The organism is Bradyrhizobium sp. 186, assembly GCF_023101685.1.
GTDB lineage: Bacteria > Pseudomonadota > Alphaproteobacteria > Rhizobiales > Xanthobacteraceae > Bradyrhizobium.
Genome location: NZ_CP082164.1, coordinates 5,499,815 through 5,522,758, shown reverse-complemented (window position 1 = coordinate 5,522,758; position 22,944 = coordinate 5,499,815). Strand labels below are relative to the sequence as shown.

At 62.4% G+C, this 22,944-nt stretch carries 32 protein-coding genes; 21 read left to right on the top strand and 11 right to left on the bottom strand.

Translation table 11 applies throughout. The features are described from left to right. Positions 1-18 precede the first annotated feature (18 nt). A complete protein-coding gene (locus IVB18_RS26540; protein WP_247983374.1) occupies positions 19-1,413 on the top strand; it encodes a hypothetical protein in 1,395 nt (464 codons plus the stop codon). A gap of 25 nt (positions 1,414-1,438) precedes the next feature. After that, positions 1,439-2,485 (top strand): SGNH/GDSL hydrolase family protein, encoded by a 1,047-nt coding sequence (locus IVB18_RS26535; RefSeq protein WP_247983373.1) that lies wholly within the window; start codon positions 1,439-1,441, stop codon positions 2,483-2,485. Here IVB18_RS26535 and IVB18_RS26530 read toward each other — a convergent pair. After that, positions 2,475-3,329: an SGNH/GDSL hydrolase family protein gene (locus tag IVB18_RS26530; RefSeq protein WP_247983372.1), complete on the bottom strand. Its 855-nt coding sequence runs from the start codon at positions 3,327-3,329 to the stop codon at positions 2,475-2,477. The genes IVB18_RS26535 and IVB18_RS26530 overlap by 11 nt on opposite strands. Positions 3,330-3,468: 139 nt before the next feature. On the opposite strand from IVB18_RS26530, the gene IVB18_RS26525 reads away from it, so the two are divergent. From IVB18_RS26525 to IVB18_RS26510, 4 genes are all read left to right on the top strand, one after another. Then, positions 3,469-3,714, top strand: coding sequence for a hypothetical protein (locus IVB18_RS26525; protein ID WP_247983371.1), 246 nt, complete (start codon positions 3,469-3,471; stop codon positions 3,712-3,714). A 62-nt stretch (positions 3,715-3,776) separates the two neighbouring features. Next, entirely contained in the window at positions 3,777-3,983 is a 207-nt protein-coding gene (locus IVB18_RS26520; RefSeq protein WP_247983370.1) for a hypothetical protein, read from the top strand. Next, positions 3,983-4,486, top strand: coding sequence for a lysozyme (locus IVB18_RS26515; protein ID WP_247983369.1), 504 nt, complete (start codon positions 3,983-3,985; stop codon positions 4,484-4,486). Before IVB18_RS26520 ends, IVB18_RS26515 begins: the two co-directional genes overlap by 1 nt. A 3-nt stretch (positions 4,487-4,489) precedes the next feature. Next, complete coding sequence (locus IVB18_RS26510; RefSeq protein WP_247983368.1) at positions 4,490-4,930, top strand: hypothetical protein; 441 nt, start codon at positions 4,490-4,492, stop codon at positions 4,928-4,930. 192 nt (positions 4,931-5,122) lie between these two features. On the opposite strand, the gene IVB18_RS26505 is transcribed toward IVB18_RS26510, so the two are convergent. From IVB18_RS26505 to IVB18_RS26475, 7 genes are all read right to left on the bottom strand, one after another. Beyond that, positions 5,123-5,479, bottom strand: a complete 357-nt coding sequence (locus IVB18_RS26505) for a transcriptional regulator (protein ID WP_247983367.1) — start codon at positions 5,477-5,479, stop codon at positions 5,123-5,125. A gap of 102 nt (positions 5,480-5,581) precedes the next feature. Then, complete coding sequence (locus IVB18_RS26500; RefSeq protein WP_247983366.1) at positions 5,582-6,070, bottom strand: hypothetical protein; 489 nt, start codon at positions 6,068-6,070, stop codon at positions 5,582-5,584. Next, entirely contained in the window at positions 6,067-6,282 is a 216-nt protein-coding gene (locus tag IVB18_RS26495) for a hypothetical protein (protein ID WP_247983365.1), read from the bottom strand. Before IVB18_RS26495 ends, IVB18_RS26500 begins: the two co-directional genes overlap by 4 nt. Continuing rightward, complete coding sequence (locus IVB18_RS26490) at positions 6,266-6,478, bottom strand: hypothetical protein (RefSeq protein WP_247983364.1); 213 nt, start codon at positions 6,476-6,478, stop codon at positions 6,266-6,268. The genes IVB18_RS26495 and IVB18_RS26490 overlap by 17 nt, the downstream gene beginning before the upstream one ends. Further along, complete coding sequence (locus IVB18_RS26485; RefSeq protein ID WP_247983363.1) at positions 6,478-7,425, bottom strand: recombinase RecT; 948 nt, start codon at positions 7,423-7,425, stop codon at positions 6,478-6,480. Before IVB18_RS26485 ends, IVB18_RS26490 begins: the two co-directional genes overlap by 1 nt. A gap of 162 nt (positions 7,426-7,587) precedes the next feature. Next, positions 7,588-8,448, bottom strand: coding sequence for a PD-(D/E)XK nuclease-like domain-containing protein (locus tag IVB18_RS26480; RefSeq protein WP_247983362.1), 861 nt, complete (start codon positions 8,446-8,448; stop codon positions 7,588-7,590). 139 nt (positions 8,449-8,587) lie between these two features. Continuing rightward, the gene (locus tag IVB18_RS26475; protein ID WP_247983361.1) at positions 8,588-9,223 is read right to left on the bottom strand and encodes a helix-turn-helix transcriptional regulator; all 636 of its coding nucleotides are present in this window, start codon (positions 9,221-9,223) and stop codon (positions 8,588-8,590) included. A 270-nt stretch (positions 9,224-9,493) separates the two neighbouring features. Between IVB18_RS26475 and IVB18_RS26470 the strand changes: the two genes are divergently transcribed. The 8 genes from IVB18_RS26470 (at position 9,494) to IVB18_RS26440 (ending at position 15,106) form a co-directional block, all read left to right on the top strand. Beyond that, on the top strand, positions 9,494-9,664 hold the full coding sequence (locus tag IVB18_RS26470) for a hypothetical protein (RefSeq protein ID WP_247983360.1): 171 nt from the start codon (positions 9,494-9,496) through the stop codon (positions 9,662-9,664). Further along, positions 9,664-9,873, top strand: a complete 210-nt coding sequence (locus tag IVB18_RS26465; protein WP_247983359.1) for a hypothetical protein — start codon at positions 9,664-9,666, stop codon at positions 9,871-9,873. The genes IVB18_RS26470 and IVB18_RS26465 overlap by 1 nt, the downstream gene beginning before the upstream one ends. Further along, positions 9,870-11,294, top strand: a complete 1,425-nt coding sequence (locus IVB18_RS26460; RefSeq protein WP_247983358.1) for a DEAD/DEAH box helicase — start codon at positions 9,870-9,872, stop codon at positions 11,292-11,294. The genes IVB18_RS26465 and IVB18_RS26460 overlap by 4 nt, the downstream gene beginning before the upstream one ends. After that, positions 11,294-11,623, top strand: a complete 330-nt coding sequence (locus IVB18_RS26455) for a hypothetical protein (protein WP_247983357.1) — start codon at positions 11,294-11,296, stop codon at positions 11,621-11,623. The genes IVB18_RS26460 and IVB18_RS26455 overlap by 1 nt, the downstream gene beginning before the upstream one ends. A gap of 4 nt (positions 11,624-11,627) precedes the next feature. Next, positions 11,628-12,131: a single-stranded DNA-binding protein gene (gene ssb, locus IVB18_RS26450; protein WP_247983356.1), complete on the top strand. Its 504-nt coding sequence runs from the start codon at positions 11,628-11,630 to the stop codon at positions 12,129-12,131. A 9-nt stretch (positions 12,132-12,140) separates the two neighbouring features. Further along, a complete protein-coding gene (locus IVB18_RS51685; RefSeq protein ID WP_256476344.1) occupies positions 12,141-12,266 on the top strand; it encodes a hypothetical protein in 126 nt (41 codons plus the stop codon). 1 nt (position 12,267) lies between these two features. Continuing rightward, positions 12,268-12,672, top strand: coding sequence for a VRR-NUC domain-containing protein (locus IVB18_RS26445; RefSeq protein WP_247983355.1), 405 nt, complete (start codon positions 12,268-12,270; stop codon positions 12,670-12,672). Between the two features lie 67 nt (positions 12,673-12,739). Next, positions 12,740-15,106, top strand: coding sequence for a VapE domain-containing protein (locus IVB18_RS26440; RefSeq protein ID WP_247983354.1), 2,367 nt, complete (start codon positions 12,740-12,742; stop codon positions 15,104-15,106). Between the two features lie 174 nt (positions 15,107-15,280). On the opposite strand, the gene IVB18_RS26435 is transcribed toward IVB18_RS26440, so the two are convergent. Together IVB18_RS26435 and IVB18_RS26430 are read right to left on the bottom strand one after the other, a co-directional pair. Further along, positions 15,281-15,583 (bottom strand): hypothetical protein, encoded by a 303-nt coding sequence (locus tag IVB18_RS26435; RefSeq protein WP_247983353.1) that lies wholly within the window; start codon positions 15,581-15,583, stop codon positions 15,281-15,283. Positions 15,584-15,644: 61 nt separating this feature from the next. Next, the gene (locus IVB18_RS26430; protein ID WP_247983352.1) at positions 15,645-16,745 is read right to left on the bottom strand and encodes a tyrosine-type recombinase/integrase; all 1,101 of its coding nucleotides are present in this window, start codon (positions 16,743-16,745) and stop codon (positions 15,645-15,647) included. 307 nt (positions 16,746-17,052) lie between these two features. Here IVB18_RS26430 and IVB18_RS26425 point away from each other — a divergent pair, with 307 nt between their 5' ends. The 6 genes from IVB18_RS26425 (at position 17,053) to surE (ending at position 21,561) form a co-directional block, all read left to right on the top strand. Then, positions 17,053-17,286, top strand: a complete 234-nt coding sequence (locus IVB18_RS26425; RefSeq protein ID WP_143845580.1) for a twin-arginine translocase TatA/TatE family subunit — start codon at positions 17,053-17,055, stop codon at positions 17,284-17,286. A gap of 83 nt (positions 17,287-17,369) precedes the next feature. Beyond that, positions 17,370-17,915 carry a Sec-independent protein translocase protein TatB gene (gene tatB, locus IVB18_RS26420; RefSeq protein ID WP_247983351.1) on the top strand — a complete coding sequence of 182 codons (546 nt, stop codon included), beginning with the start codon at positions 17,370-17,372 and terminating at the stop codon, positions 17,913-17,915. Continuing rightward, on the top strand, positions 17,912-18,718 hold the full coding sequence (tatC, locus tag IVB18_RS26415) for a twin-arginine translocase subunit TatC (protein WP_247983350.1): 807 nt from the start codon (positions 17,912-17,914) through the stop codon (positions 18,716-18,718). The genes tatB and tatC overlap by 4 nt, the downstream gene beginning before the upstream one ends. 192 nt (positions 18,719-18,910) lie before the next feature. Next, on the top strand, positions 18,911-20,242 hold the full coding sequence (gene serS / locus IVB18_RS26410) for a serine--tRNA ligase (protein ID WP_247983349.1): 1,332 nt from the start codon (positions 18,911-18,913) through the stop codon (positions 20,240-20,242). Positions 20,243-20,338: 96 nt separating this feature from the next. After that, positions 20,339-20,704: a hypothetical protein gene (locus IVB18_RS26405; RefSeq protein WP_247983348.1), complete on the top strand. Its 366-nt coding sequence runs from the start codon at positions 20,339-20,341 to the stop codon at positions 20,702-20,704. Positions 20,705-20,793: 89 nt separating this feature from the next. Beyond that, entirely contained in the window at positions 20,794-21,561 is a 768-nt protein-coding gene (gene surE / locus IVB18_RS26400; RefSeq protein ID WP_247983347.1) for a 5'/3'-nucleotidase SurE, read from the top strand. 21 nt (positions 21,562-21,582) lie between these two features. Here the strand turns inward: surE and IVB18_RS26395 are convergent, their stop codons facing one another. Then, the gene (locus IVB18_RS26395) at positions 21,583-21,954 is read right to left on the bottom strand and encodes a response regulator (protein WP_247983346.1); all 372 of its coding nucleotides are present in this window, start codon (positions 21,952-21,954) and stop codon (positions 21,583-21,585) included. 250 nt (positions 21,955-22,204) lie between these two features. On the opposite strand from IVB18_RS26395, the gene IVB18_RS26390 reads away from it, so the two are divergent. Continuing rightward, positions 22,205-22,855 carry a protein-L-isoaspartate(D-aspartate) O-methyltransferase gene (locus IVB18_RS26390; RefSeq protein ID WP_247983345.1) on the top strand — a complete coding sequence of 217 codons (651 nt, stop codon included), beginning with the start codon at positions 22,205-22,207 and terminating at the stop codon, positions 22,853-22,855. Positions 22,856-22,944 lie beyond the last annotated feature (89 nt).

Here is a 22,944-nt window from a genome sequence, read left to right as displayed (position 1 = left end):
TAAAGATGGCGGGACCAAATGACTGTTGCGAGCGAAACGAGCAAATCCGGGCCGTACACGGGGAACGGCGTCACAACCATTTTTGCCTATGGGTTTCGTATCCTCGACAAGGCGCACCTCAAGGTCACTCGCGATGAGAACAACGTTGAGACCGTTCTCGTTGTCGATACCGATTACATCGTGGCGGGTGTCGGCGATACAGGCGGGGGGCAAATCGCACTGGTCGCTGCTCCGACCGCGTCTCAGACGATCACGATCGTGCGCAACGTGCCGTTTACGCAGGAAATGGACCTGGAGAACCAGGGGCCCTATTTCGCGGACACTGTTGAAAGCGCGTTCGATCTCGCGGTCATGCGCGATCAGCAATTGATTGAACTCGTGGACGAGAACAGAGAAATCGTTGACGAGAGCGCGGCGAACATCGCCGACGTTTTGGCGAGCATTTCCGCGCTGACGAACTTCGCCGATATCTACCTCGGCCCCAAGGCCGTCGCGCCGACGCTGCGCAACAATGGCTCGCCGATCCAGTCTGGCGATATGTATTTCGACACTACCGTTCACCAACTGAAAGTGTGGTCGGGAACGGCATGGCTCGGCCCTGGCACCGGCGACATGCGCGGCTCGAACAATTTGTCCGACGTCGCCGATACCGCTCAGTCCTGGCGCAACCTCGGCGGCTTCGATCTGTCGGCCGTTGTGAACCTTACGGCGGCGTCCGCGCTGACTGCGAGCGCCTTCGGCAAGCTGCACTTCCTCACCGGGACGACGGTCAATTTCACGACGACGCTGCCGACGCCGGTCGGCAACGCCGGCAAAGTGATCGGGTTCATCGTCGGCAGTAACACCGAAGCGAGCAAGCTCTATACGCTTACGACGCCCGCCGGCGCTATCGGGCGCTCTGGCGCGAGCATCGTCATGTGGGCCAATGAGAGCGTTTTGCTGCGCTCCAATGGCGTCAACTGGCAGGTGTTGGAAGCGAAGCAAATCCCGTTCCTTGGCAAGCTCACGCGGACCACGGACCTTAACCTGACCCCCTCCACGAGAACCGAATTCACGTTCAACGCCGCTTCTGATGATCCGACCGGCCTTAATCTTTGCTACGTGGGAAGCCGCTTTGTAGCGCCGCGCGCGGGCTCGTACCTCTTTACGCTGTTTTCCTATCAGACGGCCACCGGAGCGTCGTTCAATCAGAACTGGCTTTCACTCGGCGCTGACGTCAACGTGAAATCATCTGGCACATTCTCTTTCACTGGAACTGTGAACGCCGGGACGGTCTACGGACCAGCGCGCATAACTGCCGCAGCCGGCCAGTCTATTGGTGCAACCGCCAACGTCGATGGGACCACGCCGAAGGTCGCTTCTGCGGCCGTGCCGGCGACATTGGATTTTTCCGAAGTCTGCCCGTCGTGGTGAATGTCCCCGGATCGGAGTTTTCGCGATGATGTTTTCAATGGGCGCGCAACGCGTCCGGGCTGCTGGCGGCGGCTCCGAAATCCCGCCCCCGGCCCCGACGCCCGGCGTCTATCTCGCCAACGATCCAGCCATCTCCTATTCGGATTGTTCCGCCCCCTCTTTCGTCAACGGTTGGGCTCGCTTCGTTCGGCCGATGGATGACAGCGGTGGCGGCCTTGGGCCGAACTACCGCTATTGCATGCCGGGCGCGCGGCAGCGTTTCCGATCGAATGCCCCGCTCGTTCAGGTGCAATTGCGATGGAACGGGCTCGTCACGCGCGCCGATGCGCGCAATCTGATCGGGCACGTCTTTGTTAATGGCGCGTTCGTCCAGGACTTCCAAACCCCTGCGCCAATCAACACCGTGACGACGGCGACGGTGCCGATCAACATGGGATCGAGCGCGGATCGCCTCTATGAAATCATCCTGCCTTATGGCGATGGCGTCGAATTCGGTCTAGTCCAAGTTGACCCCGCTTATACCGTTACGGCTGCGGCTCCCAGGACGGGCCGGGTCATGGTCAACCTCGGAGACAGCATCACGCAGGGGTTCTGGTCTACCGACACGCGCCGCGCGTGGTGGTTTCTGCTCGCGCAAAGCAAGGGCTTCCGAACAATCAACATGGGCTCTGGAGGCCGATTAACCGTATCGGACGACGGGACGGCCGCTGCAAACCTCGCCCCCGATCTGATTACGGTCCTGCTCGGGACGAACGACTATCTCAATCAGATACCGGTCGCGACCTACAAGGCGAACCTCAAGCAGCTTTTGATCAACATAAATGCGATCAGCCCAAGCGTTCCAGTTTACATTTCCGCTCCGATCCCGACGACGCAGACGCGACCGATCCCATTCAGCGATTACGCTGTTGTCGCTGGGCAGTGCATTGCGGAGCTAGGGTATTCGCAACTTCACGGCGTCAATAACGGCACGCTTATCACTGACACCGCGACGCAGCTTCTGGATGGCGTGCATCCTAACGACGCCGGTTCTGTCCAGACGGCGGCAGGTTGGGGCGCGGCTATCGTGTGACCGCCATCAACTCTGACGTTGATCCGCAGTCGAGTGCTTTCCCGATCGCGTCGATGATCGGCGTCATCCATTCGTCGTATCCCTTCCGCGTCAGGTGGACGCCATCTAGGGTTAGACGCTCGCCTTGCATGGCGGCCCGCACGTCGGCGAACTGCGCGGAATTCGAGGCGGCTGCGGCTTGGATCGCTGCATTATTGCGAACAGATGCAGCTTCGTCGAAGTAGCTGGCTGCAAGAGCGCCGCCCATTTCGAGATGCGGCACGCCGACCAGGACCAACGCGGCCGCGCGCGTTTTTAGGAACTCGATTAGTCGCTTGTAGGAGCCGGCGAACGGCGGAGCATTCCGCGCGCCGATTTGCGAATCATTCGTGCCAAGAGCGACGACGATCAGGGGTGCATTGATTTCGCTAAGGAAGGACTTGCCGAATGCAAGATATGAACTCGACGACGCGCCGCCGACCCCCGCGTTCACAACAGGGTGCCCGCACAGTGAGGCCGGGAGCCGCGCCGTCTCGGTGATGCTGTCGCCGACGAAAATGATAGGGGCGTCTACCTGGGCAAGATTGCTCGTGATGACGAATTGGCGGATGGCGGTGTGCTTATGTCCGAGGTCGGCCGGCGCGGAAAACCTGATCTCGTCCGATAGATGCTCGATGCGATCCGAAAGCGCGGCGACCGAACTGGCAATCTTGTCCGCTCTGGTCGTGACGTTGACGAGGTCGGCCCCAGCGACCTTTAACCGCTTCTCGAACCGATCCAGTACAACGGTGACGCCTGCGCACGCGATGACGCATGAAAGCAGAGAGACGAGAAAAGCCGCCCGCATTGTGTTTGCAGGTCTCATTATCACAACCCCAGCTAGATCAACCCCAACGTGCGTCCTTACATGGGAACCCTCGCCGGGGCAAGCCCGACGTTCGTAAAGCCAACCATTCCCCGCATAGAAGCGATCGAGGCAACAATCTGGGCTTGGGCGCGTCACCATGGATGAATTCACGCGGGCGGAAATCGAAAAGCTGCACGGGAGGCTTAACGACATGAAAGAGCGCGTCGTTCTCCTGGAAGCTCAACAGCCCCATATCAAGCAGTCGCTGGAGCGGATCGAAAGCAGCGTTGACCGGCTGAACGGCCACCTCTCGAAACTGATCTGGCTTGGCGTCGCGTTGCTCGTCGCCGCTGGTGTCAAGTTCATCCTCGCGGGCGGGCTCAACCACATCCCCCAAGTTTAGCCGGCAACCGTTGCCGGTCCATGGTGCGGCCTCTCAACGAGGTCGCGACTATGAATTTCCGAATGATCGATGATCGCGTGTGGCATCGCCTCTGGTCGGTGCGGATCGCGATCGGCAGTGGGCTGTTCTGGAGCGCCGTGGGCGGGGCCGTGATGGTCTGGCCGGCGCTCGCGGACAAAATCCCGACCACCTTCTACGTGCTCGGCGGCGTCGTCCTCTCGGCGGCGTTCGGTCTCGCGCGCGTGCTCAAACAGCCGGGGGCTGAATAATGGCGATCACCAAGAAACACGTCGGCTTGTCTGCTGCGGGCGCAGTGCTCGCGGGCGTGCTCGTCTCGCATTGGGAAGGCATGAACCTTGTGGCGGTTCACCTGCCGTTCGATCCGCCCGGCGTCATTACCGTGTGCGGCGGGATCACCACTTACGATTGGCCGTGGCTCAAGGTGGGCGACAAGTACACCAAGGAGGAATGCCAAGCGGAGCTTTCGCATGTCGCGGAACGCTACGCTGACAAGGTGGTGTTGTGCGTTCCTTCGCTGCCGACGATGCCGCCGCACCGGCAGGCGGCGATTGCCTCGTTCGCCGTGAACCTCGGCCCGGCCAAGGTTTGCAACACCTCTATCGCGCGTGACCTCAACGCCGGCCGCGTGCGGGAAGCCTGCGACGCGATGGTCAAATACGTCAACGCGAACGGGAAGTTTCTCCAGGGTCTCTACAACCGCCGCACGGATGCAATGTGGGGCGAGCGGCCTTGGTGTCTCCGGGAGGACTGATCCATGACGTGGCTGCTATGGGCGATCGCGACGTCCGATCTGACACTTATGGCGCTCGGCCTCGTCCTGGTCGCGGCGCTGGTGATCGGCTTCGCCCCACTCCTCGATCGCTTCCCCGTGATCGGCGCTTATGTGCCGCTCGCCCGTTTGGTCGCACTGCTCCTCCTGTTCGTGATCGGACTGTGTGTCGGCCATCGTCTTGCCGACGAAAGCGCTGCTCTCGCCCAGGCGAGGACCGATCTCGCGTTCAAGGATTTGGAACTCGACGCGCAAAAGCGATCGGCGGACGTCGCGGCTAAGCTCCGCGCAGATGCCGAGGCAAAGGCCGGCGAGGCAGACAAGAAGGTTTCCGACTATGAGGCAGAGCTTGCGAAACGTCCTGAGAACGATGCTTGTGCTCTCGATGGCGGCGACGTTGATCGGCTGCGCGGCATCGCAAAATAGTCCGACGCGGGCCGCCGTCCAAATCCCGCGCGACTGCGAAGATTTGGCGCAGCCGGTCGGTTATCCCTCGGCCGAGGTCGGGACGTCCGCGAAGGTGGCGCTCGCGCGTCACCGGGCATCGCTGGGGCAGGCTAACGGCCGGCTCGTAGCCACGCGCGATTGCCAGAAGCAACAGCGCGAGCGGTTCGCGCGCTAAGCGGCCCGACTGCGAACGGCCTTTACCAGCGTCTCGCCGCGCGGCAACGATCCCTTGTCCTTGAGGATCGTGATCGCCTTCGTCGGCGGCATGTAGGAACGGCGGCCGGGCCGCTTGGCGTCGTCCTCGATCTGCCAGTTCAATTCAAGGCGGCAAATCTCAGTCCAGAGACCAAGGCCCTTTGCGTCGGCACGCTCGCGGCGCAGGGCGCGGAACAGGTCATAGAGTTCGGCCCCGCGCTGCATGCGGCGATTGTTGAAAGTCTGGCGGCATGACGGCTTGCAGAACTCCTGCCCCTGGCGGCGGGCGCTGATGGGGTTGCCGCATTCTTGGCACTGGTGAAGCTTGGTCATGGTTGGCGGCTCCTGGAATGAGAAAGAGGCGACCCGTTTAAATGGATCGCCTCTTGTGTCGCACGGTGTTGTGAAAATCACAACAGCCAAGATACGCCTTTTCTACATTTCCCGAAGGGCGAGGATCGCGGCTGCGGCGTAGTTGATGACCCCGAAGAACTCGAACACGGCCGCGTCGTACTCGCCGCGATCGGCCATCCGCTTCGCCTCGTCGGCCTTCTTCATGATCTGGCCGGCTGGGTATCCAAGCCCGACCATGCGGCTGATCTGCATGGTGGGCTGTTCGAGGAACGGCACGTCATCACTGCCATGCCGGTCATGTCCCTTGCCGCGCGCGGCGTGGTCGTGAGCAGCCTGGAGCACGCCCGCGAGGCTCCCATACATCGGGTCAGAAATGACGACGTCGGCGGGCTCGGCTGCGGCCTTGACCGCCGCAAGCTGCTCGTCGGTCAGGAGCGAGGAAAGGCCGAAGTCGCGCGGCGCTTCCCTGCCGTCGCCGTAGAGCATGGCGGCGAGGTCTACGGCAGCGCGGTCGAATTCCCCCAGTCGGGGCGTATCATGGGCGAGGATGGTCGTGGGCGGCTTCGTCATTGATGGTTCCTCAGCTTCTTCGATGTGGACTTGATGGTGCCCCACGCCAGATAGTTCGACATGGGGTCGGCGAGCGATCCGCGAGCGAGCTTGTCGAGGTCGTTGGCAAGAGTGCGGAGATGATCGGCCGCGCTCTTGAGCGCGGCTTTGTCGGCGAGCCGGATTTCGACGCGGGCGAACTCCGGTGTTTCGGGGTTACTGCTGGTCTGCATCGGCGGGGGTCTCGGCAATCTCGACCACCTCGGCAGAAACAAAGCGCTGCTTGATGATCGTGCTGTGGTTGGATGCGTTGATCGCGTTCAGGATGTCCATAGCCTCGACGTTGAACGGTCCAGTCGGAACGCGATCGGGAACGGCGACCTCCTTGCGGATGGTCTGTTCGATGATGGCGATGAGGCGCTTAGCCATTAGATATCGTCTCCCGCTTGCGGGCCGTCGTTGGCGAAACGCGGATCGTTGCCATCCGGGCCGTCCTGGTCGAACACTTCGCCGGTCTCGGCGTCGTGCTCCGGCTCGGGCTGCGGCTTGGCCTTGGCCGGCGTCACATCCTTGAGCGCTGCCGCTGCCCCGCCGCGCTTTTTCGGCGCGGTGAACTGCGTAGGGGCCGGGGTCTCGCCGGGCTCGGCCGCTGCGTCGATCGTGTATTCCTCGTCGATCCGCTCGGCCGCTTGATGGAAGGCGTCCCGGTCGGTGCTGCTCGGCAGATATTTGCTGATGCGGCGGAACACGGTCTTGCGCGCCATTTCCGCCCAATCCGTCGCCCACGGCGTGGACTTAATCTTGCCGGCCTTGAACGCCTTGTAAGCATCGGAGCGGTCGCGGATGGCGTTGACGTCGCCGACGTTCATGACCTCGTGAACAATGCCGCCGCTCATCAGTTCGGCGATGGCGTAGACCGCATAAGCCTCGCCGCGATCCTTGCTGTGATCGACCTTGTGAGTGATCGGCTTCTTGGCGTTGGTCGGCTCGTGCGTGAATTTGTCTTTCTCGCGGACAGGCTCGACAACGAGGCTTTTGATCTGGCCGCTCTGATAGGCGAGCTTCAAAAGCCCGCGCATCATGGGGCGATACTGCACGTCGCCTTGGTAGTCCACGACAAGGGCGGCCTCGCGGCCGTCCAGGATCAGGCCATCGGTCGCGGCCTTGGTGCAGGCGGCGAGCAGCGAGGCCGGGTTCCTCACCTTCTCGATGTTGCGGGTGAGGGCGATGGCCGTCTGAGCGGTGCGTACGAAACGCTCGGGCGTGATGTGACCGGGCAGCGCCTTCTTGAACTCGGGCGTCATCTGGTCGAGCCGGTCGCTAAGGGTGAGCGGCTTGCGCTCAACCTGGGCCGGGAGTGTGTTGGTCTGTGACATTCTCGATTTCTTTCATGATGGCGGCCGCGCGTGATTGCACAAGGCCGGGGGGTGATCCGCTGAGTGCTGTCAGCACCATGATAGCGGTGGCTCGGTTGCGATCCGGAGCACGGCGATAGAAGAAGGCCGCGCTCCAGAATTGTCGCGCTGTGTCAGCGTCGGTCACGCCGCGATTTCTTCGTCCAGTAAGTCCGGGGCCTGGGTCAGGCGGTAGCTCCAGCGCTTGAACGAAAGCTCTTGAACACCGTCGCCATATGCCGGCCAGTGGTTCGCCTTCCTGCACGTGGCATAGGTGTCGATGGCCTTGCGCATCATGGCCCGGCCTTCCTCGACGATGGACGGCGGAAGCTCATAGACCGCGAAGGCATAGGGCGATGTCTTTTCCCACGCCAGGAACGCGAATGCCTCGACCTCCTGGCCGCACGCGTTCCAGCCGTCCGTATAGAAAGCTTCCTGCGCGTGATAGCCGTAGTTCACGACGCTCTTGGCGAAGGCGTCCGGGTGCGCGCTGACGGTCGATTTCACATCGAGGATCAGCTTGAGGTCGCGGCGATAGCGGTCGGGGCGGCAGCGGCAAAGCTCGCCCGTTGCCGGGTCGATCCAGAAGCCTGACGCTTCGTTCACGCCGTCGCCGCTGGTGATGATGCTGTTAATCCACGGATCGGCATGGACGGCATCGCGGATCGCGAGAACGCCGTCATAGTCGCCGGACGTGAGCAGCAACTTCTTATCGACCTTGCAGACCTCGGCGACGTCCTTCCACTTGTTGCCGCGCCGGTCATCAGGGCCGCGAACGACGACCTTCTCAAAGTCGTTCGGCTGGAGAATGCCAAGATGGCACGCCTCGCCGAAGTCGAACGCCTTGCTCTCCTTGCGCTCGCCGAACTTGTAGTGAGCCGGGGATTTGGTCTCGACCGTCCAGAGACCCGACTTCGAAATGCCGGGGCCGGCGTGATACGCCTCGTTGTCGAGCTTGAGATAGACACCGGGCTTCATGCCGGGCGATGTGGTCATGTCGTTCATTGTTGCGATCTCCTGTTGTGAACATCGCAACAGTAATCGCAACACTTGACCTGTCAAGCCAGAATTTCAGAATTTCAGGTTAGAGTTGTGGCGCGATTGTACGGATTGGCAATGAGCTGCGGCGGCGCGCCGCAGACTACTAAGGTATGATGGCGATGACGGGCGTTGCGGTGTCGAGGGCGAACTCCCTGACTTTGCCGTCAATGCACACCACGCGGGCCTCACCCGTCTTTCTCGCGCGCTCGATCTTCGCAATGATCTGCTCGCCCTTGTGGGACCGGCAGATTGATAGGGTTCCGATCGCCGCGCGCTCGACGCCCTCGGTGTGCCCGAATAGGACAACCGCGTCGTCCATGAACATGAGCGGTCCGGACGTCGCCCGGATTTGGGCGGCGAGGATGCGGGTGTTGCTGGGCTGATCACGGATTGCAATCGCCGCGTTGGCGCGGTCAATGATCGACTGGGGCAGGGGCCTTGGCTCCGATAGCCGCTCAAGCTGGCCCTTTTCGTTGATAGCGGCCGCAAGCATTACCTGTGTCGGCTGGCCGTCCAGGTCAACCGCCACCCCGGCGTGCTTCAAAACCTCCGCTACTGGCGCGCCGAGGAAGTGGGCTATTGCACTAGCTTCTTGCATTTTCATTTTCCGCGTCCCGGAGAACATCCGCGACACGGCGGAAACATCCACCTCTAAGTGTCGTGCGAGCCCCCGCATTGATTTGTTGGTTTCTTCTAATTTTCTGGTGAACCACTCGCCATCGATCTCCTGGTTTGCCATTGGCAACGCCTCCAAATACTTAACGCGATACTAAGAATTCGAGTTGTTGCACGATCCGCAACAACCCGTCAATAAAACCCGTAGAACTACGGTTCGCCCTAGCGTTGCATTCCAAAGATAGCGGGAGCATCAGGGGAAAAGTCGGCCCACTTCTATTGACGTTGCGCAAATCACAACGTATGTTGCGATATCAGCATCATAGAGGGCGGTCTTAAAGTGAAGCCAGCCGAACCAGTCACGCCCTGGCAGCGTGTCTATGTCAAATTTGGAATGTCTCAATCGGAGTTCGCACGGGCGCTCGATCGTCACCGATCGAAGGTCAGTCGTGCGCTCAAGGATGCGAAGGGCCTGATTAGCGGGCGCGACCAGGAAGCGATCCTGGCGGCGGCTAAGAAAGGCAACGTCGCGATCACTGCCGCCGACATGATGCCGGTGCACTGATGAGCGGTGCGCCGATGAGCTTCTATGAGCAGGCGGATTTCATCGATCATCTGGCGGACCGCACCATGTCGCGGACGGGGGCGACGGCGGCGGAAACGATGATGCTGGTTTCGGCCGCCGATGTCGAGACTTTGCGGGCGATGGCGACGCGGCTTCGCCGGATGGCTCCGCATGAAAATTCCATTCGGAAAGTGGTGGTCGGCCGGTGAGCGGGTTGATCCTTCGTCCCGATCAGGAGGACGTGCGCGCCCAACTGCGGGTAGCGCTGCGCACCTATCTGTCCGTGCTGGTGTTCGCGCCCACGGGGTTCGGTAAGACGGTCCTGGCCGCGAAGCTGATTGACCTTCTGTTCCAGGCTAGGAAACGCGTGATCTTCTGCGTTCACCGCGTCGATCTGATCACGCAAACAGCCAAGACATTCGAGCGCTGCGGCATCCCGTTCTCGTACATCGCGGCCGGCTATCACTACAACCCGCATCACCGGGTCTATATCGCCTCGATCGCGACGCTGAAAAACCGGCTCGGGAAAATCCCGGCCGATTACATCATGGTTGACGAGGCGCACCTGTCGGCCGCGAGCGGCTGGGCCAAGGTCGCCCATCACTACAAGGGCGAGGGGACGCGGGCGATCGGCCTGACGGGATCGCCGGAGCGTTTAGACGGCAAGCCGCTGGGCGACGTGTGGGACACGATGGTCATGGGTCCGTCTGTCCGGTGGCTGATCGAGCAAGGGCACCTCTCGCGCTACCGTGCGTTCTCGCCTGCCGGTGTCGATCTGACCGGCGTTCGCTCGCGCGACGGTGATTATGTCGCCTCCGACATTGATGACCTGATGTCAGGCAAGGCAGTCCTGGCCGGCGCGGTGCGGCACTGGAAGAAGTATGCACGAGGCAAGAGGACAATTGCTTTTGCTCCGTCCGTGGTCCGCGCCGAACAACTCGCCGCAGAGTTTCGCGCGAATGGCATCATGGCCGTCGCGCTCGATGGGCAAACTCCGCAACCGGATAGACGTTCCGCGTTCGTTGGCTTCGCCGACCGGCAAATTGATCTGATCATCAATTGCCAATTGTTCTGCGAGGGGTTCGATCTCGCCGCGCAAGTCGATCGCGATGTGACCATTGAGGCAGTGCTTGATTACTCGCCTTCGCAATCGCTCGCGCGGCATTTGCAAAAGCATGGGCGCGGCCTGCGGAAGAAACCCGATCCCGCAATCCTGCTCGATCTCGTCGGCGGCTTCGGTCGGCTCGGCCTCCCGGATGACGATCGCGAGTGGTCGCTTGAGGGCCGGGCGAAGAACGCGCGCGAAGTCGAAAACCTGACGTGCTCGAAATGTTTCGCGACGCATGCGCCCGCGAAGTGCTGCCCGGAATGCGGGTTCGTCTATCCGGTGAAGGCGAGCGATAGCCTCGGCCTGGGCCGCGTGCTCGATGAGGTCGAGGGCGAGCTTGAGGAAATCGATGTCGCCGCGTTGCGCCGCGAGCGGCTGCGCGAACAGTCGAGCGCGGGGACGCTCGACGATCTGGTCAAGCTCGCGATGGCACGCGGTTACAAGTCGCCCGAGAAGTGGGCCGGGCATGTGTTCACGGCGAGGCAGGCGAAGGCGGGTTCGCAAGGCAGGGGGATGTCATGATGAGCATTAGCAATCCGATTGAGTGCCCGTGTTGCAGGCAGTCCGTTCGCGTTCCGTCGCTTGCTATCGTGATCGACCATTACAAGGTGACGCCGCTGGAGGCGCGCATTCTCGGCGCGATCTGGAAGGGCAAGGGTCATCCGGTCCAGACGGAACGAATTTTCGATGCGATGTATGCCGACGATCCCGATGGCGGGCCGTCGCCGACGCGCATGTATGCAGCTTTCAAGGTCGCGCTCTGTCACTTGCGCGTGCGGCTTGATGGGTCCGGCGTCTCGATCGAGAACGTCGGTTATCGCCGGGGATACCGGCTTGTCATGGGAGCATAGAGAAATGGCGGGGCACCTTAACCAAGTGCAGTTGATCGGCAACGTCGGCGCTGATCCTGAAATCAAGAATCTCCAGAACGGTAGCGTGGTCGCGAACTTCTCGATCGCCACGTCCGAAAGCTGGAAGGACAAGGCCACGGGCGAGAAGAAAGAGCGCACCGAATGGCACCGCATTGTCGTGTGGAACGAGGGGCTTTGCAGCGTGATCGAGCAGTACGTTCGCAAGGGCAGCAAGGTGTTCGTCCAGGGCGAATTGCAAACGCGCGATTGGGAAAAGGATGGCGTCAAGCACTATTCGACCGAGGTTGTCCTGACCGGTTTCAAGGCGAACCTGATCCTGCTCGGCGACGGCGGCGGCCGGAAGGCGTCCGACACGAAGGGCAACGCGGAACGGCCGGGCAACGGCTACGCCGATGCGACGGGCAAGGCTCCGCGCGAGACTGCGCCGCGCCGTGACCCGATCTCGTCCGGTCGGTCGCTGCACCATGACGATGATATCCCGTTCTGAGGTCGCACTATGAAGCTGACCATCCTCGAACTGATCATCCTCGCCGCCGCCTATGCGTTCATCGGCTACAGCGTCTTTGTGCTTTGGCAGTTGTTCGCCTATGCCGGCGTGCGCGCTACCCTGGGCGGCGGCTAAAATGGCCGAGGCCGATCTAATGCGCCTGCTGCAACGCCTCGCCTCCCAACTCGGGGCGAGGCTGTTTCGGCAGAACGTGGGGCAGGCGTGGGTCGGGAAGGTCGAGCACGGCTTTCCCGGTAAGCGGGTGATGCTGGGCAAAGGCGATATCGTCATTCGCAACGCTCGACCGTTTCATGCCGGCGTCGCCGGGATGTCCGACCTGGGCGGCTGGATGCCCGTCGAGGTGACGGCCGATATGATCGGGTCAACCGTCGCGCTCTATGTCCAGGTCGAAGTTAAGGACGGCGCGCGGCCGACGAAAGAGCAGACAGCCTGGATCGAGGCCGTCAACAAAGCGGGCGGGCGGGCCGGTGTTGCCCACAACGAAAGCGAGTTGGCTCAGATAATCCGGGGCAAACGCTAACTTCTTCTTGACGTTTTCGTTGCAAGTGTTGTGATTAGCGCAACACGCAAATCACCTACGGGGCATTATGTCGTCCGATGTCGAGCGCCTACGGCGTGACGTTTCTCTGCCCGACACGGCGGCCTCTTTCGGGGTGAAGCTGGAGAAGGACGGCGGCGAATTTCTCGGCTGCTGCCCGTTCCATGCTGAGGACACGCCGTCGTTCACCATTTTCGTCGGCAAGGACAAGGTCGAGCGCTTCCATTGCTTCGGCTGCGGCGAGCATGGCGACGTCATGGATTTCGTTCGCGGCATCAAGGGCGTCGGCCTGCGCGAGGCGATCAGTATCCTCGGCGGTGGCAATGCTGGCCCGAACGTTGCGCCGCGTCGGATCGAGGCGCGCGATATCTACGCCGGGATCGAGCCGATTGATCCGCCCGATGGCGCGTCGATCGAGCCCGGTAAGCGGGTCAAGCTCTACAATCCAAAGCGCGCGGGCGATGCAACGGAGTGGGGCGGCTTTGCGCCGTCGATGGTGTTCCCGTATCGTCGCGCCGATGGCTCGCTGTTCGGCTATGTGCTGCGTCATGACCTCGGCGACGGCGACAAAGAAACCCCGATGGTCATGGCAGTCCGTCTGCCTGACGGCCGCGAGTGCTGGTCGCGCTTCCCGTTCCCAAAGCCTCGGCCGCTCTACGGTCTAGACCGTCTCGGCGATGCCCGGCAGGTGATCGTCGTCGAGGGCGAGAAGTGCCGCGACGCGCTCGCGAACGAAACCGCGCGGGTCGTGCTGTCCTGGGCGGGCGGAACGCAAGGGGTCAAGCATACGGACTGGTCGCCGCTCGCTGGCCGCAACGTCGTGATCTGGCCGGACGCTGATGTGCCTGGGCTCGGGACCGCGAACGAGATTGCGGCCATCCTGGTCGGCCTCGGCTGCACCGTGCGCGTGATGGATGTCATGCGCGACGATCCGCCGAAAGGCTGGGACGCGGCCGATGCGATCCGCGATGGCTGGGACAAGCCGCGCCTCGATCAGTTCATGCGGGAGACGGTGCGGCCGTGGACGCCGCCCCAACCGCCAGCGCGCCCCGTGGAGAAGCCTGCGCCCGTTGCTGGTCCTGTCGCGGCTGCGCCGGCAAGGCCCGTCGTCGAGGCTCGCACCGTCCAGCAAGAGCAACCCGCCACGGTGACGGATATCCGGACGCGCCGCACGGTCGCGGCTGACGAGAATTGGATGCTCAATCTCGTTTGCAATGACAAGGGCGCGGTCAAGCCGGGCGCTACCAAGAATTGGGCGCTGTTCCTGGAGAACCACCCGGAGACGGCGGGCGTGTTCGCGTGGGACGAGTTCAAGCTGCGCGTCATGCTGATGCGTCGGCCGCCGTGGGAACGCGAACAGTCGTGGACGCCGCGCGTTGTCCAGGATCGCGACTACAGCGAAGCGGTGATGTGGCTGGAGGCGCGGCAGATGTCGCCGAAAGCCTCGAACATTGCGGCCGTGATCCAGACAATCGCGGAACGCGCGGGCTTCGATCGCCTGCGTGAGTACCTGGAAGGCGTCAAGTGGGACAACCGGCCGCGCGTCGGGAAGTGGCTGAGCTACTACATGGGGGTCGAGGACACGCCGTATGCTCGCACGGTGGGCATGCGCTGGCTAATCTCGGGCGTCGCGCGCGGGCTCCAGCCTGGGTGCAAGGTCGATACCATGCCGATCCTGGAGGGTCCGCAGGGCGCGCGCAAATCGACGGCGCTTCGCTTCCTCTACGGCGACGACTTCTTTACTGACGGCCTGTCCGACATTGGAGGCAAAGATGCCAAGATGGAAATGCAAGGCGTGTGGGGCCTTGAGGTCGCGGAGATGCACAAGTTCTCGGCGGCTGAGGTGAACGAGGTCAAGAAGTTCCTGACGCAACAGACCGATCGCTTTCGCCCGCCCTACGGTCGCGCGGTGATCGAGGCTCCGCGCCGCGTGGTGCTGAACGGCACGATCAACCCGGAAGGCAACGCATACCTGCGCGATCCCACGGGCGCGCGGCGGTTCTGGCCGGTGACTGTCGGCAGCATCGACACGGATGCAATCGCGCTCGATCGCGATCAGCTATGGGCTGAGGCTGTCGCGCTCTACCGCGCCAACACGCCATGGTGGGTCCAGGAGGAAGAACTCGCGGCCGTAGAGCTCGAACAAGAGAAGCGAACCGACGTTGACGTGTGGACGGACAAGATCGGGCCGCTGATCAAGGGGCAATCCTCGATCGCGCAAATCGATATCTTCTCGCACCTGGGCATCCCCATGAAGGATGCCGACTACCGCCACGCCGGCCGCGTCGGCCGGATCATGAAGAAGCTAGGTTGGACGGTGGGCCGCGATCGGCGCGACAACGAGGACCGGGTGACGTTCTACGCGCCGGATCGCAGCAGCGGCGCGACGGACAAAGAGCCGGCCCTAAATTGGTAAAGGCCGCTCCCCGGCTCATTCCGGGTCTGCGGCCTTTGCTCCATCCAGGTTGCCCCGATTACGCTGGTCAATGAAACCCCTCCGCGATCCAGCGCCGTTCTGCACGGACGATCGGGACCATGTTTCCCCGTCATTCTGGATGCTGACGGGAAGGAGTACCGCGAGGGGTGTTCGTTATTTCTTGGCGTCGTCGGCGGAATGCTTGGCAGCCTGCCCGACCTGATAGGGCATCCAGGAACAGAAATAGCCGTACTCCGGCTTTGCGTCGTCATCCTGCAACAGCACGACGCTCGTTTTGCCGAACGCCGCGCCGTTGCTGTCGAACGTCACGAGGTTCACCATGCGATCGCCCCACACATGCGTCACCATAGCGGCGCAAGGCTGCGCGGGATCGATGTGGCGGAACGCGGGATCGGTCTGGTGGGCGTTGATAGACGGGGTGAACCACACCACGCGTCCGACTGTCGGCTTAATCATCGGGAAGTCCCTTCTTGCAGGTTCAATCCCGACGACTATTGATGCGAATGGTTGTTGCGCTTTACACAACCGTCACAGCATCGAGCCATTTCCAGCCGGCGAACTTGTCGCCGCGCTGTCGCAGTTGGGTGTACCGCTTAAGGCTCGTCCAGGTGCGATGCCCGGTGACTGCGGCGGCGTGCGGAATGTTGTACCCGGTTTCGAACAACCACGATGTGCCCTCATGCCTGAGGTCGTGGAAGTGCAGCCGCTCGCTATCGGGCATATCCTCTGTCGTGATCCCGAGAAGCGCGCAAGCTTCTGTGAAGGCTGCGCCGATCGCGCCGGCAGTGTAGGGGAATATCCGCTCGTCGGTGCGCGGCGTCGCCTGGATGATCCGCAGGGCGGGCGCGGGGAGGTCGCACCAAACGTCATTGCCGACCGTCTGGCCGGGGTTCTTCATGTCGCGGACCAGGATGCGGCTGTTGTCCTCGTCGAGGTCGGCCCATGTGATCCGGCAAATCTCATCCTGACGGCGGGTTGAGAAGATCGCGAAAGCGATTAAACGGCACATGGGCGCGGCCCACGGGCTGCGCGTCTGGCGCTCGTCAAAGTGGTTCATCAGCCGGTCTAGCTCGTTGAGCGTCGGCCTCCTGTCGCGGTCCTTGCTGCTGGAGATGATCCCCATCCGACGCAAGACCGTCTTAGCTTCGCGGATCACGATCGGATCTAGCGGGTATCCCCACATGGGCCGCGCAACGGAATAGATGGTCGAGAGGTGGGTGACGTAGTTCATCCGCGTTTGCGGGGTCCAAGGTATGGACTTGATGAATTCGGTGATATCCGACGCTGCGATATGCGAGCAGCGCTTGTCTGCTATGCCGTATGTCTTGATGATGCTGAGCGTTGAGGCTTTGGACGGGTTGATCTCTGTCACAGATTCGGCCGTGTACCGATCGATGACTGCGGCAAGGGTCGGGTCGTTCTCCGCTACCTTTGCGCGTTCGATCGCGCCCGGCTTTGAAAGCTCGTCCTCACGGCGAGCGATCCATGCGGCGGCGGCCGGACGCCGATCGAAAGTCTGTGTCTCGCGGTGGATCACCTCGCCCTTTTGCTTGAGGACGATCTTTGCCATGAATGCCTTGCCGCCGTTCTTGCGTTGGCGCTCGACGATAGTTCCCATTTGCGTATCACAAGGCTCCTGCCGGGGTCACATTGTGATACTAGCAGATGACAAACGCACAATGATGTAGGCAAATACACAACAATCCGCAACGTGTTGCTCAACGATCGCAACAAAATATGCTAAAAACATCAATAAAAACAGTCACGGCGCGGCATTCGACTATTTGTCAGGCAAAACTAGCAAGATTACCTAGCGCCAACAGCGAATTGGCGCTGCCTTGGTCCTTGTTTTTGACACCTGCGAAGCCTAGGTTTCGGTGAAGATCGGCCGGGGTCCCGGCCACGCGCGTTTGGAGGGTTGCAGGATGGGTTCGCTTAGCATTTGGCACTGGATCTTGGTGATCGCAGTGGTCCTGCTGCTGTTCGGCCGCGGCAAGATTTCGGATCTGATGGGTGACGTCGCGCAGGGCATCAAGGCCTTCAAGAAGGGCATGCAGGACGACGACAAGGTCGCCGACAAGCCCGAGCCGGCCAAGTCCATCGAGCACACTGCCGCGCCGACCGCGGCACGGTCCGACGTCGGCAGCAAGGCCGTCTGAGCCAAAGAGCGGGCAGACGCGGTGGTCCCGATCCTGCGTGGAGAGGATTGGGCCGGTGGCGGCTGGCCTGAACGGAAGACCTCATGTTCGACATCGGGTGGAGTGAACTGGTCCTGATCGGGGTCGTAGCCCTGATCGCCATCGGCCCGAAAGAGCTGCCGGGCGTGCTGCGCATGGTCGGACAGTGGATGGGCAAGGCCCGCAAGATGGCCGCCGAATTCCAAGGCCAGTTTCAGGAAGCCATGCGCGAGGCCGAGATGGCCGACCTCAAGAAGAGTTTTGACGAGGTCAAGGAAGCGGCTTCCGGCTTCGCCGGCAACAATTTGATGACCTCGCTCCAGAAGGACGTCAGCGACGCCTTGCGCGTCGATGCGCTCGACAAGCCCGCAGAGACTTCCACGGCCGCTGCTGTCGAACCGCCAGCGACGTCAAGTGAAGCGCCGGCGATTTCAGCGGAAGCGCCGGCCACCCCGACGACACCGGAATTACCGACGCCCGAGACTTTCCTGGAGGCCGAGGCGCATGCGGTGGCGAACGAACCGCTCGCCATCACCCGCGAGGTCGAGTCAGCTCCGGTCAGCCAGGACACCGCGCCATCCGAGGCGATCAAGGACGCCAAAGCGTCATGAGCGACGCCGATATCGAGGCCAGCAAAGCCCCACTGATGGACCATTTGATCGAGCTGCGCTCGCGGCTGATCAAGGCCCTGCTCGGCTTCGGCGTGGCCTTCATCTTCTGCTTCTTCTTTGCCAAGCAGATCTACAACGTGCTGGTCTGGCCGTTCGTGTGGGTGGCGGGGCCGGAGAACTCGAAATTCATCTACACGGCTCTGCTGGAATATTTCATCACCCAGCTCAAGCTAGCGCTGTTCGGCGCCGGCTTCATTTCGTTCCCGATCGTCGCCACTCAAATCTACAAGTTCGTGGCGCCCGGGCTCTACAAGCAGGAGAAGCAGGCCTTCCTGCCGTATTTGGTCGCGACCCCGTTCTTCTTCGTGCTGGGTGCGGCGCTGGTCTATTTCGTCGTGCTGCCGATGCTGGTTCGCTTCTCGCTCGGCATGCAGCAGGCCGGCAGTGACGAGACCGCGCAGATTCAGCTCCTGCCCAAGGTCGGCGAATATCTGTCACTGATGATGTCGCTGATCTTCGCCTTCGGCATCGCCTTCCAGCTTCCGGTCATCCTGACGCTGCTTGGCCGGATCGGCATCGTCACTTCAAAAATGCTGCGCGAGAAGCGACGCTATTTCATCGTGATCGCCTTCGTCATCGCGGCCGTGCTGACGCCGCCGGACGTGCTGAGCCAGTGCTCGCTCGCGATTCCCCTGCTTCTACTCTACGAGGGCTCGATCATCGCGGTGGGGATGGTGGAGAAGAAGGCGGCGGCTTCCCAGCCGGCCAGCGGCGCATCCTCGCCGGCCAATCCGGCGGAGTAGGGCGCCGGCACCCCGGTGTCATTCCCCGCGAAAGCGGGGAATCCAGTCCGCCGCGGCCCCTCGATTGATCGCTGACGCCTCTGGAATACTGGATCGCCAGCTTTCGCGGGCGATGACAGGCGTGCTAGGGGCTATATGCAAACTTGCAACGTTGAACGCTGCAAGTTTGCGACAAGCCTCAGGACCACGGCCATGCACGACATCAAATCGATCCGCGACAATCCGCAAGCCTTCGACGCCGGCCTCGCGCGGCGGGGCCTGAAGCCGTTGTCGGCGTCGCTGCTCGCGATCGACGAGAAGCGGCGCGCGGCGATCCTGGCCTCGGAGCAGGCCCAGGCGCGGCGCAACGCTGCCTCGAAGGAGATCGGCGACGCCAAGAAGACGAAGGATGAGGCGCGGGCGGCCACGCTGATGGCCGAGGTGGCGGAGCTGAAGACCACGATGCCGCAGCTTGAGGCCGCCGCGAAAGCCGCCGACGAGGAGTTGGCCAAGGAGCTGTCGGCGATCCCCAATCTGCCGCTCGGCGGGGTACCCGATGGTGTCGACGAGCGCGGCAATGTGCAGCGCCATGTCTTCGGCAACAAGCGCAACTACGCGCTCGCGCCAAAACCCCATGATGATCTCGGCGCCGCGCTCGGTGACATGGATTTCGAGACGGCGGCAAAGCTCTCCGGCGCGCGTTTCGTCGTGCTGAAGAAAGGGCTGGCGCGGCTCGAACGCGCGCTCGGTCAGTTCATGCTCAATCTGCACATCGACGAGCACGGCTATACCGAGATCAATCCGCCGCTGCTGGTGCGCAACGAGATCATGTTCGGCACGGGACAATTGCCGAAGTTCGAAGACGACCAATTCTGGGCAATCAAGGGCGAGTTGCTCGCCGCGCCCGACCACGAGCGGCTGCGGACCGAGCGGCTCGGCATCATTCCGACCGCAGAGGTGGCGCTGACCAATCTCGTCCGCGAATCCATCCTCGAGGAGAAGCAGCTTCCCATGCGGTTGACTGCACTGACACCGTGTTTTCGCGCGGAGGCGGGGGCTGCCGGGCGCGACACCCGCGGCATGATCCGCCAGCACCAGTTCACCAAGGTCGAGCTGGTCTCGATCACGACGCCGGAGACCAGCAAGGACGAGCACGAGCGCATGCTTGCGTGCGCCGAGGAAGTGCTGCGGAGGCTCGACCTGCATTACCGCGTGATGACGCTGTGCACCGGAGATATGGGCTTTTCGTCGCAAAAAACCTATGACATCGAAGTCTGGATGCCGGGCCAGGGTGAGGGCGGGGCATTCCGCGAGATATCGAGCTGCTCGGTGTGCGGCGATTTCCAGGCCCGCCGCATGGACGCGCGCTCGCGCGGCCCTGACGGCAAGCCGCGCTTCGTGCACACGCTGAACGGCTCCGGCACGGCGCTGGGCCGTGCGCTGATCGCTGTGATGGAGACCTATCAGCAGGAGGACGGCTCGATCGCGGTCCCCAGCGTGCTCCAGCCCTATATGGGCGGGCTCAAGGTGGTCGCGCGCGAATAGGGCGTGATTGCCCGGCCGTGAGGCAGAAACGTTTGGTTGCGAAGATTGGGCGGCCGGTTATCTTGTCGGCCACCCGACAACTCGAAACCATCGTTCATGGCCTTGCACCACGACATCTTCTGGGTCGGCAGACAATGGGCGGTGACAGGTGCCGGCATCCAGGCCGTCGACCAGCGCCTGCGTGGCGTGCTGGACATCGAGATCGCGCGGCTCTGGGACGACGCTCTCGTGCAGAGCCGGCGCGCCAAGGCCGGGGTCAATATCGAGGATTTTGACAGGGCATTGGCGACGGCGCGCACGCGCTATCCGCGTGAGCCGGCTCAATTGGCGGCCGAGCTGCTGCCGGCGCCGCCTGCTGCCATGGAGCCGCTCCCGGCCCTGCCGCCGGTTCCACCGGCCTTCGTGCTGCGTGCGGAAGGCAGGCTCGCGCGGTTCTTGCCGCAGTGGAGGATTCGCCGCTGACGGGCTTTGACCACGGCAGCGCCAGTTTGCCTGATCGGTCATAGCCGGATAAGACCAGCGCGAGACGCCCCATGGAATCGAGCTGAGATATGCGAATTCTCTGCACCAATGACGACGGCATTCACGCTCCCGGCCTCAAGGTCGTGGAGGAGATCGCGCAGACGCTGTCCGACGATGTCTGGGTGGTCGCGCCCGAGCTCGACCAGTCCGGCGTGTCGCATTCGCTGTCGCTGAACGATCCCTTGCGCTTGCGCGAAGTCGGCCCGCGGCACTTCGCAGTACGCGGCACGCCGACCGACTGCGTCATCATGGGCGCGCGCCATATCCTCGGCGCCAAGCTGCCCGACGTCGTGCTCTCGGGCGTCAACAAGGGCCGCAACGTCGCCGAGGACGTGGTCTATTCCGGCACCATCGCCGGCGCGCTGGAAGGCACCATCTTGGGGCTGCCGTCGTTCGCGCTGTCGCAGGAGTTCAGTGTCGAGACGCGCGAGCGGCCGCCGTGGGACACCGCGCGCAAGTTCGGGCCCGACATCCTGCGCAAGGTGATCGCGGCAGGCATCCCGAAGGACACCGTCATCAACGTCAACTTCCCGTCCTGCGCGCCGGAGGATGTCTTGGGCATCCGCGTGACGCGGCAGGGCAAGCGCAACCTTGGCTTCCTCAGGATCGACGAGCGCAGGGACGGCCGCGGCAATCCCTATTTCTGGATCGGCTTCGAGCGCGCGGCAATGATGGACACGCCGGCCGACGGCACCGATCTCGCGGCGCTGCGCGAGCGCTACGTCTCGGTCACGCCGCTCAGGCTCGACCGCACCAACGAGGCGTTTTTCGAAGAGCTGGGCGCGACGCTGAAGTAAGGGACGGCTTGGAAACAGCGGCTAGCCGCCGCGAAGCGCGGCTTCGATGGTCTTGCCGAGAGCGTCGAGCTGAAACGGCTTCTGAAGCGCCGGCCGGTCGCGATATTGCTCGGGCAGGCCCGAGGAGCCGTAGCCGGTGGCGAAGATGAAGGGGCAGCCCTTTGCCTTGATCAGGTCGGCGACCGGGGAGATCACCTTGCCGTTGACGTTGACGTCGAGGATGGCGAGATCGAACTCGGTCGATTGGGCAAGTCGCATGGCTTCGGTGATATCGCCAGCTTCAGCCGCGACCTTGTAGCCGAGTTCCTCAAGCATGTCTGCGACCATCATCCGGATCATCACCTCGTCCTCGACGAGGAATACAGAGCGGCCGGAAAGCCCTGTCGCGATCATAGTTGAGTCCTTGCCCATTCCTGAAAACGTTCGCAGATAACACGAATCGACGCAATGTGTGTTTCGGCGAACTGTTACCTGAAAATGGCCACCGCCGTCGGCCCGTTGCAAGCCGATTTATGGTCAAGTACAGCGCCCGAAAGGGTATCATGGGTTCCTGAGCAGGAACAAGATTCTTGTCCGGGTCTTGAGCTCCACAAGCATCGACCTCAAGCATCGACCTGGATCTGACGAGACGACACAAGCAGCAATGGCCACCCATCAGCACCCGCCGGAAAAGATGATGTTTCAGCTCACGCTGAGGCGTCGGGGCATCAGCGATCAGGCGGTGCTGCGCACCATGGAGGAGGTGCCGCGCGAGCTGTTCGTCGACGAGACCGATCGCGCCGGCGCCTATCGCGACAGCGCGCTGCCGATCGCCTGCGGGCAGACCATCAGCCAGCCCTTCGTGGTCGCCTACATGACCGAGCAGCTCCAGCTCCGGAAGCACCATCGCGTGCTCGAGATCGGCGCCGGCTCGGGCTATCAGGCCGCCGTGTTGTCGCGGCTCGCGGGCCAGGTGTTGACGGTCGAGCGCTATCGCAAGCTCGCGGACGCCGCACGCGCCAGGCTTGAGAAGCTCGACTATCACAATGTCGAGGTGATGCTGGGTGACGGGCTCAACCTGCCTGCCAATATCGGGCAGTTCGACCGCATCATCGTCACGGCCGCGATGGAGCAGATTCCGCAGAACCTGATCGAGCGGCTCGAGGTCGGCGGCATCCTGATCGCGCCGGTCGGCCCGCATCAGGGCGTACAGACGCTGATCCGCCTGAGCCGGAGCGAAGCCGGCATCGAGCGCAAGGAACTCGTCGACGTCCGCTTCGTGCCGGCGCTGCCCGGGGTGGCGCGGGAGCTGTAGAATTCCGGATTGGCTGTGCTGCCAACATCTTATTGGGAGGGTTAAGCCGTTATTTACTCGGCGCGTGTTTACTTAAAAGATCAGTTCTG

What these genes read in the sequence shown, in the direction of transcription:
- IVB18_RS26425 (WP_143845580.1), top strand. Translation starts at nt 17,053, where the DNA reads ATGGGTTCGCTTAGCATTTGGCACTGGATCTTGGTGATCGCAGTGGTC.
- IVB18_RS26475 (WP_247983361.1), bottom strand. Translation starts at nt 9,223, where the DNA reads ATGGCAAACCAGGAGATCGATGGCGAGTGGTTCACCAGAAAATTAGAA.
- IVB18_RS26465 (WP_247983359.1), top strand. Translation starts at nt 9,664, where the DNA reads ATGAGCGGTGCGCCGATGAGCTTCTATGAGCAGGCGGATTTCATCGAT.
- IVB18_RS26485 (WP_247983363.1), bottom strand. Translation starts at nt 7,425, where the DNA reads ATGTCACAGACCAACACACTCCCGGCCCAGGTTGAGCGCAAGCCGCTC.
- surE (WP_247983347.1), top strand. Translation starts at nt 20,794, where the DNA reads ATGCGAATTCTCTGCACCAATGACGACGGCATTCACGCTCCCGGCCTC.
- IVB18_RS26495 (WP_247983365.1), bottom strand. Translation starts at nt 6,282, where the DNA reads ATGCAGACCAGCAGTAACCCCGAAACACCGGAGTTCGCCCGCGTCGAA.
- IVB18_RS26515 (WP_247983369.1), top strand. Translation starts at nt 3,983, where the DNA reads ATGGCGATCACCAAGAAACACGTCGGCTTGTCTGCTGCGGGCGCAGTG.
- IVB18_RS26445 (WP_247983355.1), top strand. Translation starts at nt 12,268, where the DNA reads ATGGCCGAGGCCGATCTAATGCGCCTGCTGCAACGCCTCGCCTCCCAA.
- IVB18_RS26430 (WP_247983352.1), bottom strand. Translation starts at nt 16,745, where the DNA reads ATGGGAACTATCGTCGAGCGCCAACGCAAGAACGGCGGCAAGGCATTC.
- IVB18_RS26500 (WP_247983366.1), bottom strand. Translation starts at nt 6,070, where the DNA reads ATGACGAAGCCGCCCACGACCATCCTCGCCCATGATACGCCCCGACTG.
- IVB18_RS26505 (WP_247983367.1), bottom strand. Translation starts at nt 5,479, where the DNA reads ATGACCAAGCTTCACCAGTGCCAAGAATGCGGCAACCCCATCAGCGCC.
- IVB18_RS26525 (WP_247983371.1), top strand. Translation starts at nt 3,469, where the DNA reads ATGGATGAATTCACGCGGGCGGAAATCGAAAAGCTGCACGGGAGGCTT.
- IVB18_RS26405 (WP_247983348.1), top strand. Translation starts at nt 20,339, where the DNA reads ATGGCCTTGCACCACGACATCTTCTGGGTCGGCAGACAATGGGCGGTG.
- IVB18_RS26390 (WP_247983345.1), top strand. Translation starts at nt 22,205, where the DNA reads ATGGCCACCCATCAGCACCCGCCGGAAAAGATGATGTTTCAGCTCACG.
- IVB18_RS26490 (WP_247983364.1), bottom strand. Translation starts at nt 6,478, where the DNA reads ATGGCTAAGCGCCTCATCGCCATCATCGAACAGACCATCCGCAAGGAG.
- IVB18_RS26520 (WP_247983370.1), top strand. Translation starts at nt 3,777, where the DNA reads ATGATCGATGATCGCGTGTGGCATCGCCTCTGGTCGGTGCGGATCGCG.
- tatB (WP_247983351.1), top strand. Translation starts at nt 17,370, where the DNA reads ATGTTCGACATCGGGTGGAGTGAACTGGTCCTGATCGGGGTCGTAGCC.
- IVB18_RS26535 (WP_247983373.1), top strand. Translation starts at nt 1,439, where the DNA reads ATGATGTTTTCAATGGGCGCGCAACGCGTCCGGGCTGCTGGCGGCGGC.
- serS (WP_247983349.1), top strand. Translation starts at nt 18,911, where the DNA reads ATGCACGACATCAAATCGATCCGCGACAATCCGCAAGCCTTCGACGCC.
- IVB18_RS26470 (WP_247983360.1), top strand. Translation starts at nt 9,494, where the DNA reads ATGTCTCAATCGGAGTTCGCACGGGCGCTCGATCGTCACCGATCGAAG.
- ssb (WP_247983356.1), top strand. Translation starts at nt 11,628, where the DNA reads ATGGCGGGGCACCTTAACCAAGTGCAGTTGATCGGCAACGTCGGCGCT.
- IVB18_RS26540 (WP_247983374.1), top strand. Translation starts at nt 19, where the DNA reads ATGACTGTTGCGAGCGAAACGAGCAAATCCGGGCCGTACACGGGGAAC.
- IVB18_RS51685 (WP_256476344.1), top strand. Translation starts at nt 12,141, where the DNA reads ATGAAGCTGACCATCCTCGAACTGATCATCCTCGCCGCCGCCTATGCG.
- IVB18_RS26510 (WP_247983368.1), top strand. Translation starts at nt 4,490, where the DNA reads ATGACGTGGCTGCTATGGGCGATCGCGACGTCCGATCTGACACTTATG.
- IVB18_RS26455 (WP_247983357.1), top strand. Translation starts at nt 11,294, where the DNA reads ATGAGCATTAGCAATCCGATTGAGTGCCCGTGTTGCAGGCAGTCCGTT.
- IVB18_RS26435 (WP_247983353.1), bottom strand. Translation starts at nt 15,583, where the DNA reads ATGATTAAGCCGACAGTCGGACGCGTGGTGTGGTTCACCCCGTCTATC.
- IVB18_RS26395 (WP_247983346.1), bottom strand. Translation starts at nt 21,954, where the DNA reads ATGATCGCGACAGGGCTTTCCGGCCGCTCTGTATTCCTCGTCGAGGAC.
- IVB18_RS26440 (WP_247983354.1), top strand. Translation starts at nt 12,740, where the DNA reads ATGTCGTCCGATGTCGAGCGCCTACGGCGTGACGTTTCTCTGCCCGAC.
- IVB18_RS26480 (WP_247983362.1), bottom strand. Translation starts at nt 8,448, where the DNA reads ATGAACGACATGACCACATCGCCCGGCATGAAGCCCGGTGTCTATCTC.
- tatC (WP_247983350.1), top strand. Translation starts at nt 17,912, where the DNA reads ATGAGCGACGCCGATATCGAGGCCAGCAAAGCCCCACTGATGGACCAT.
- IVB18_RS26530 (WP_247983372.1), bottom strand. Translation starts at nt 3,329, where the DNA reads ATGAGACCTGCAAACACAATGCGGGCGGCTTTTCTCGTCTCTCTGCTT.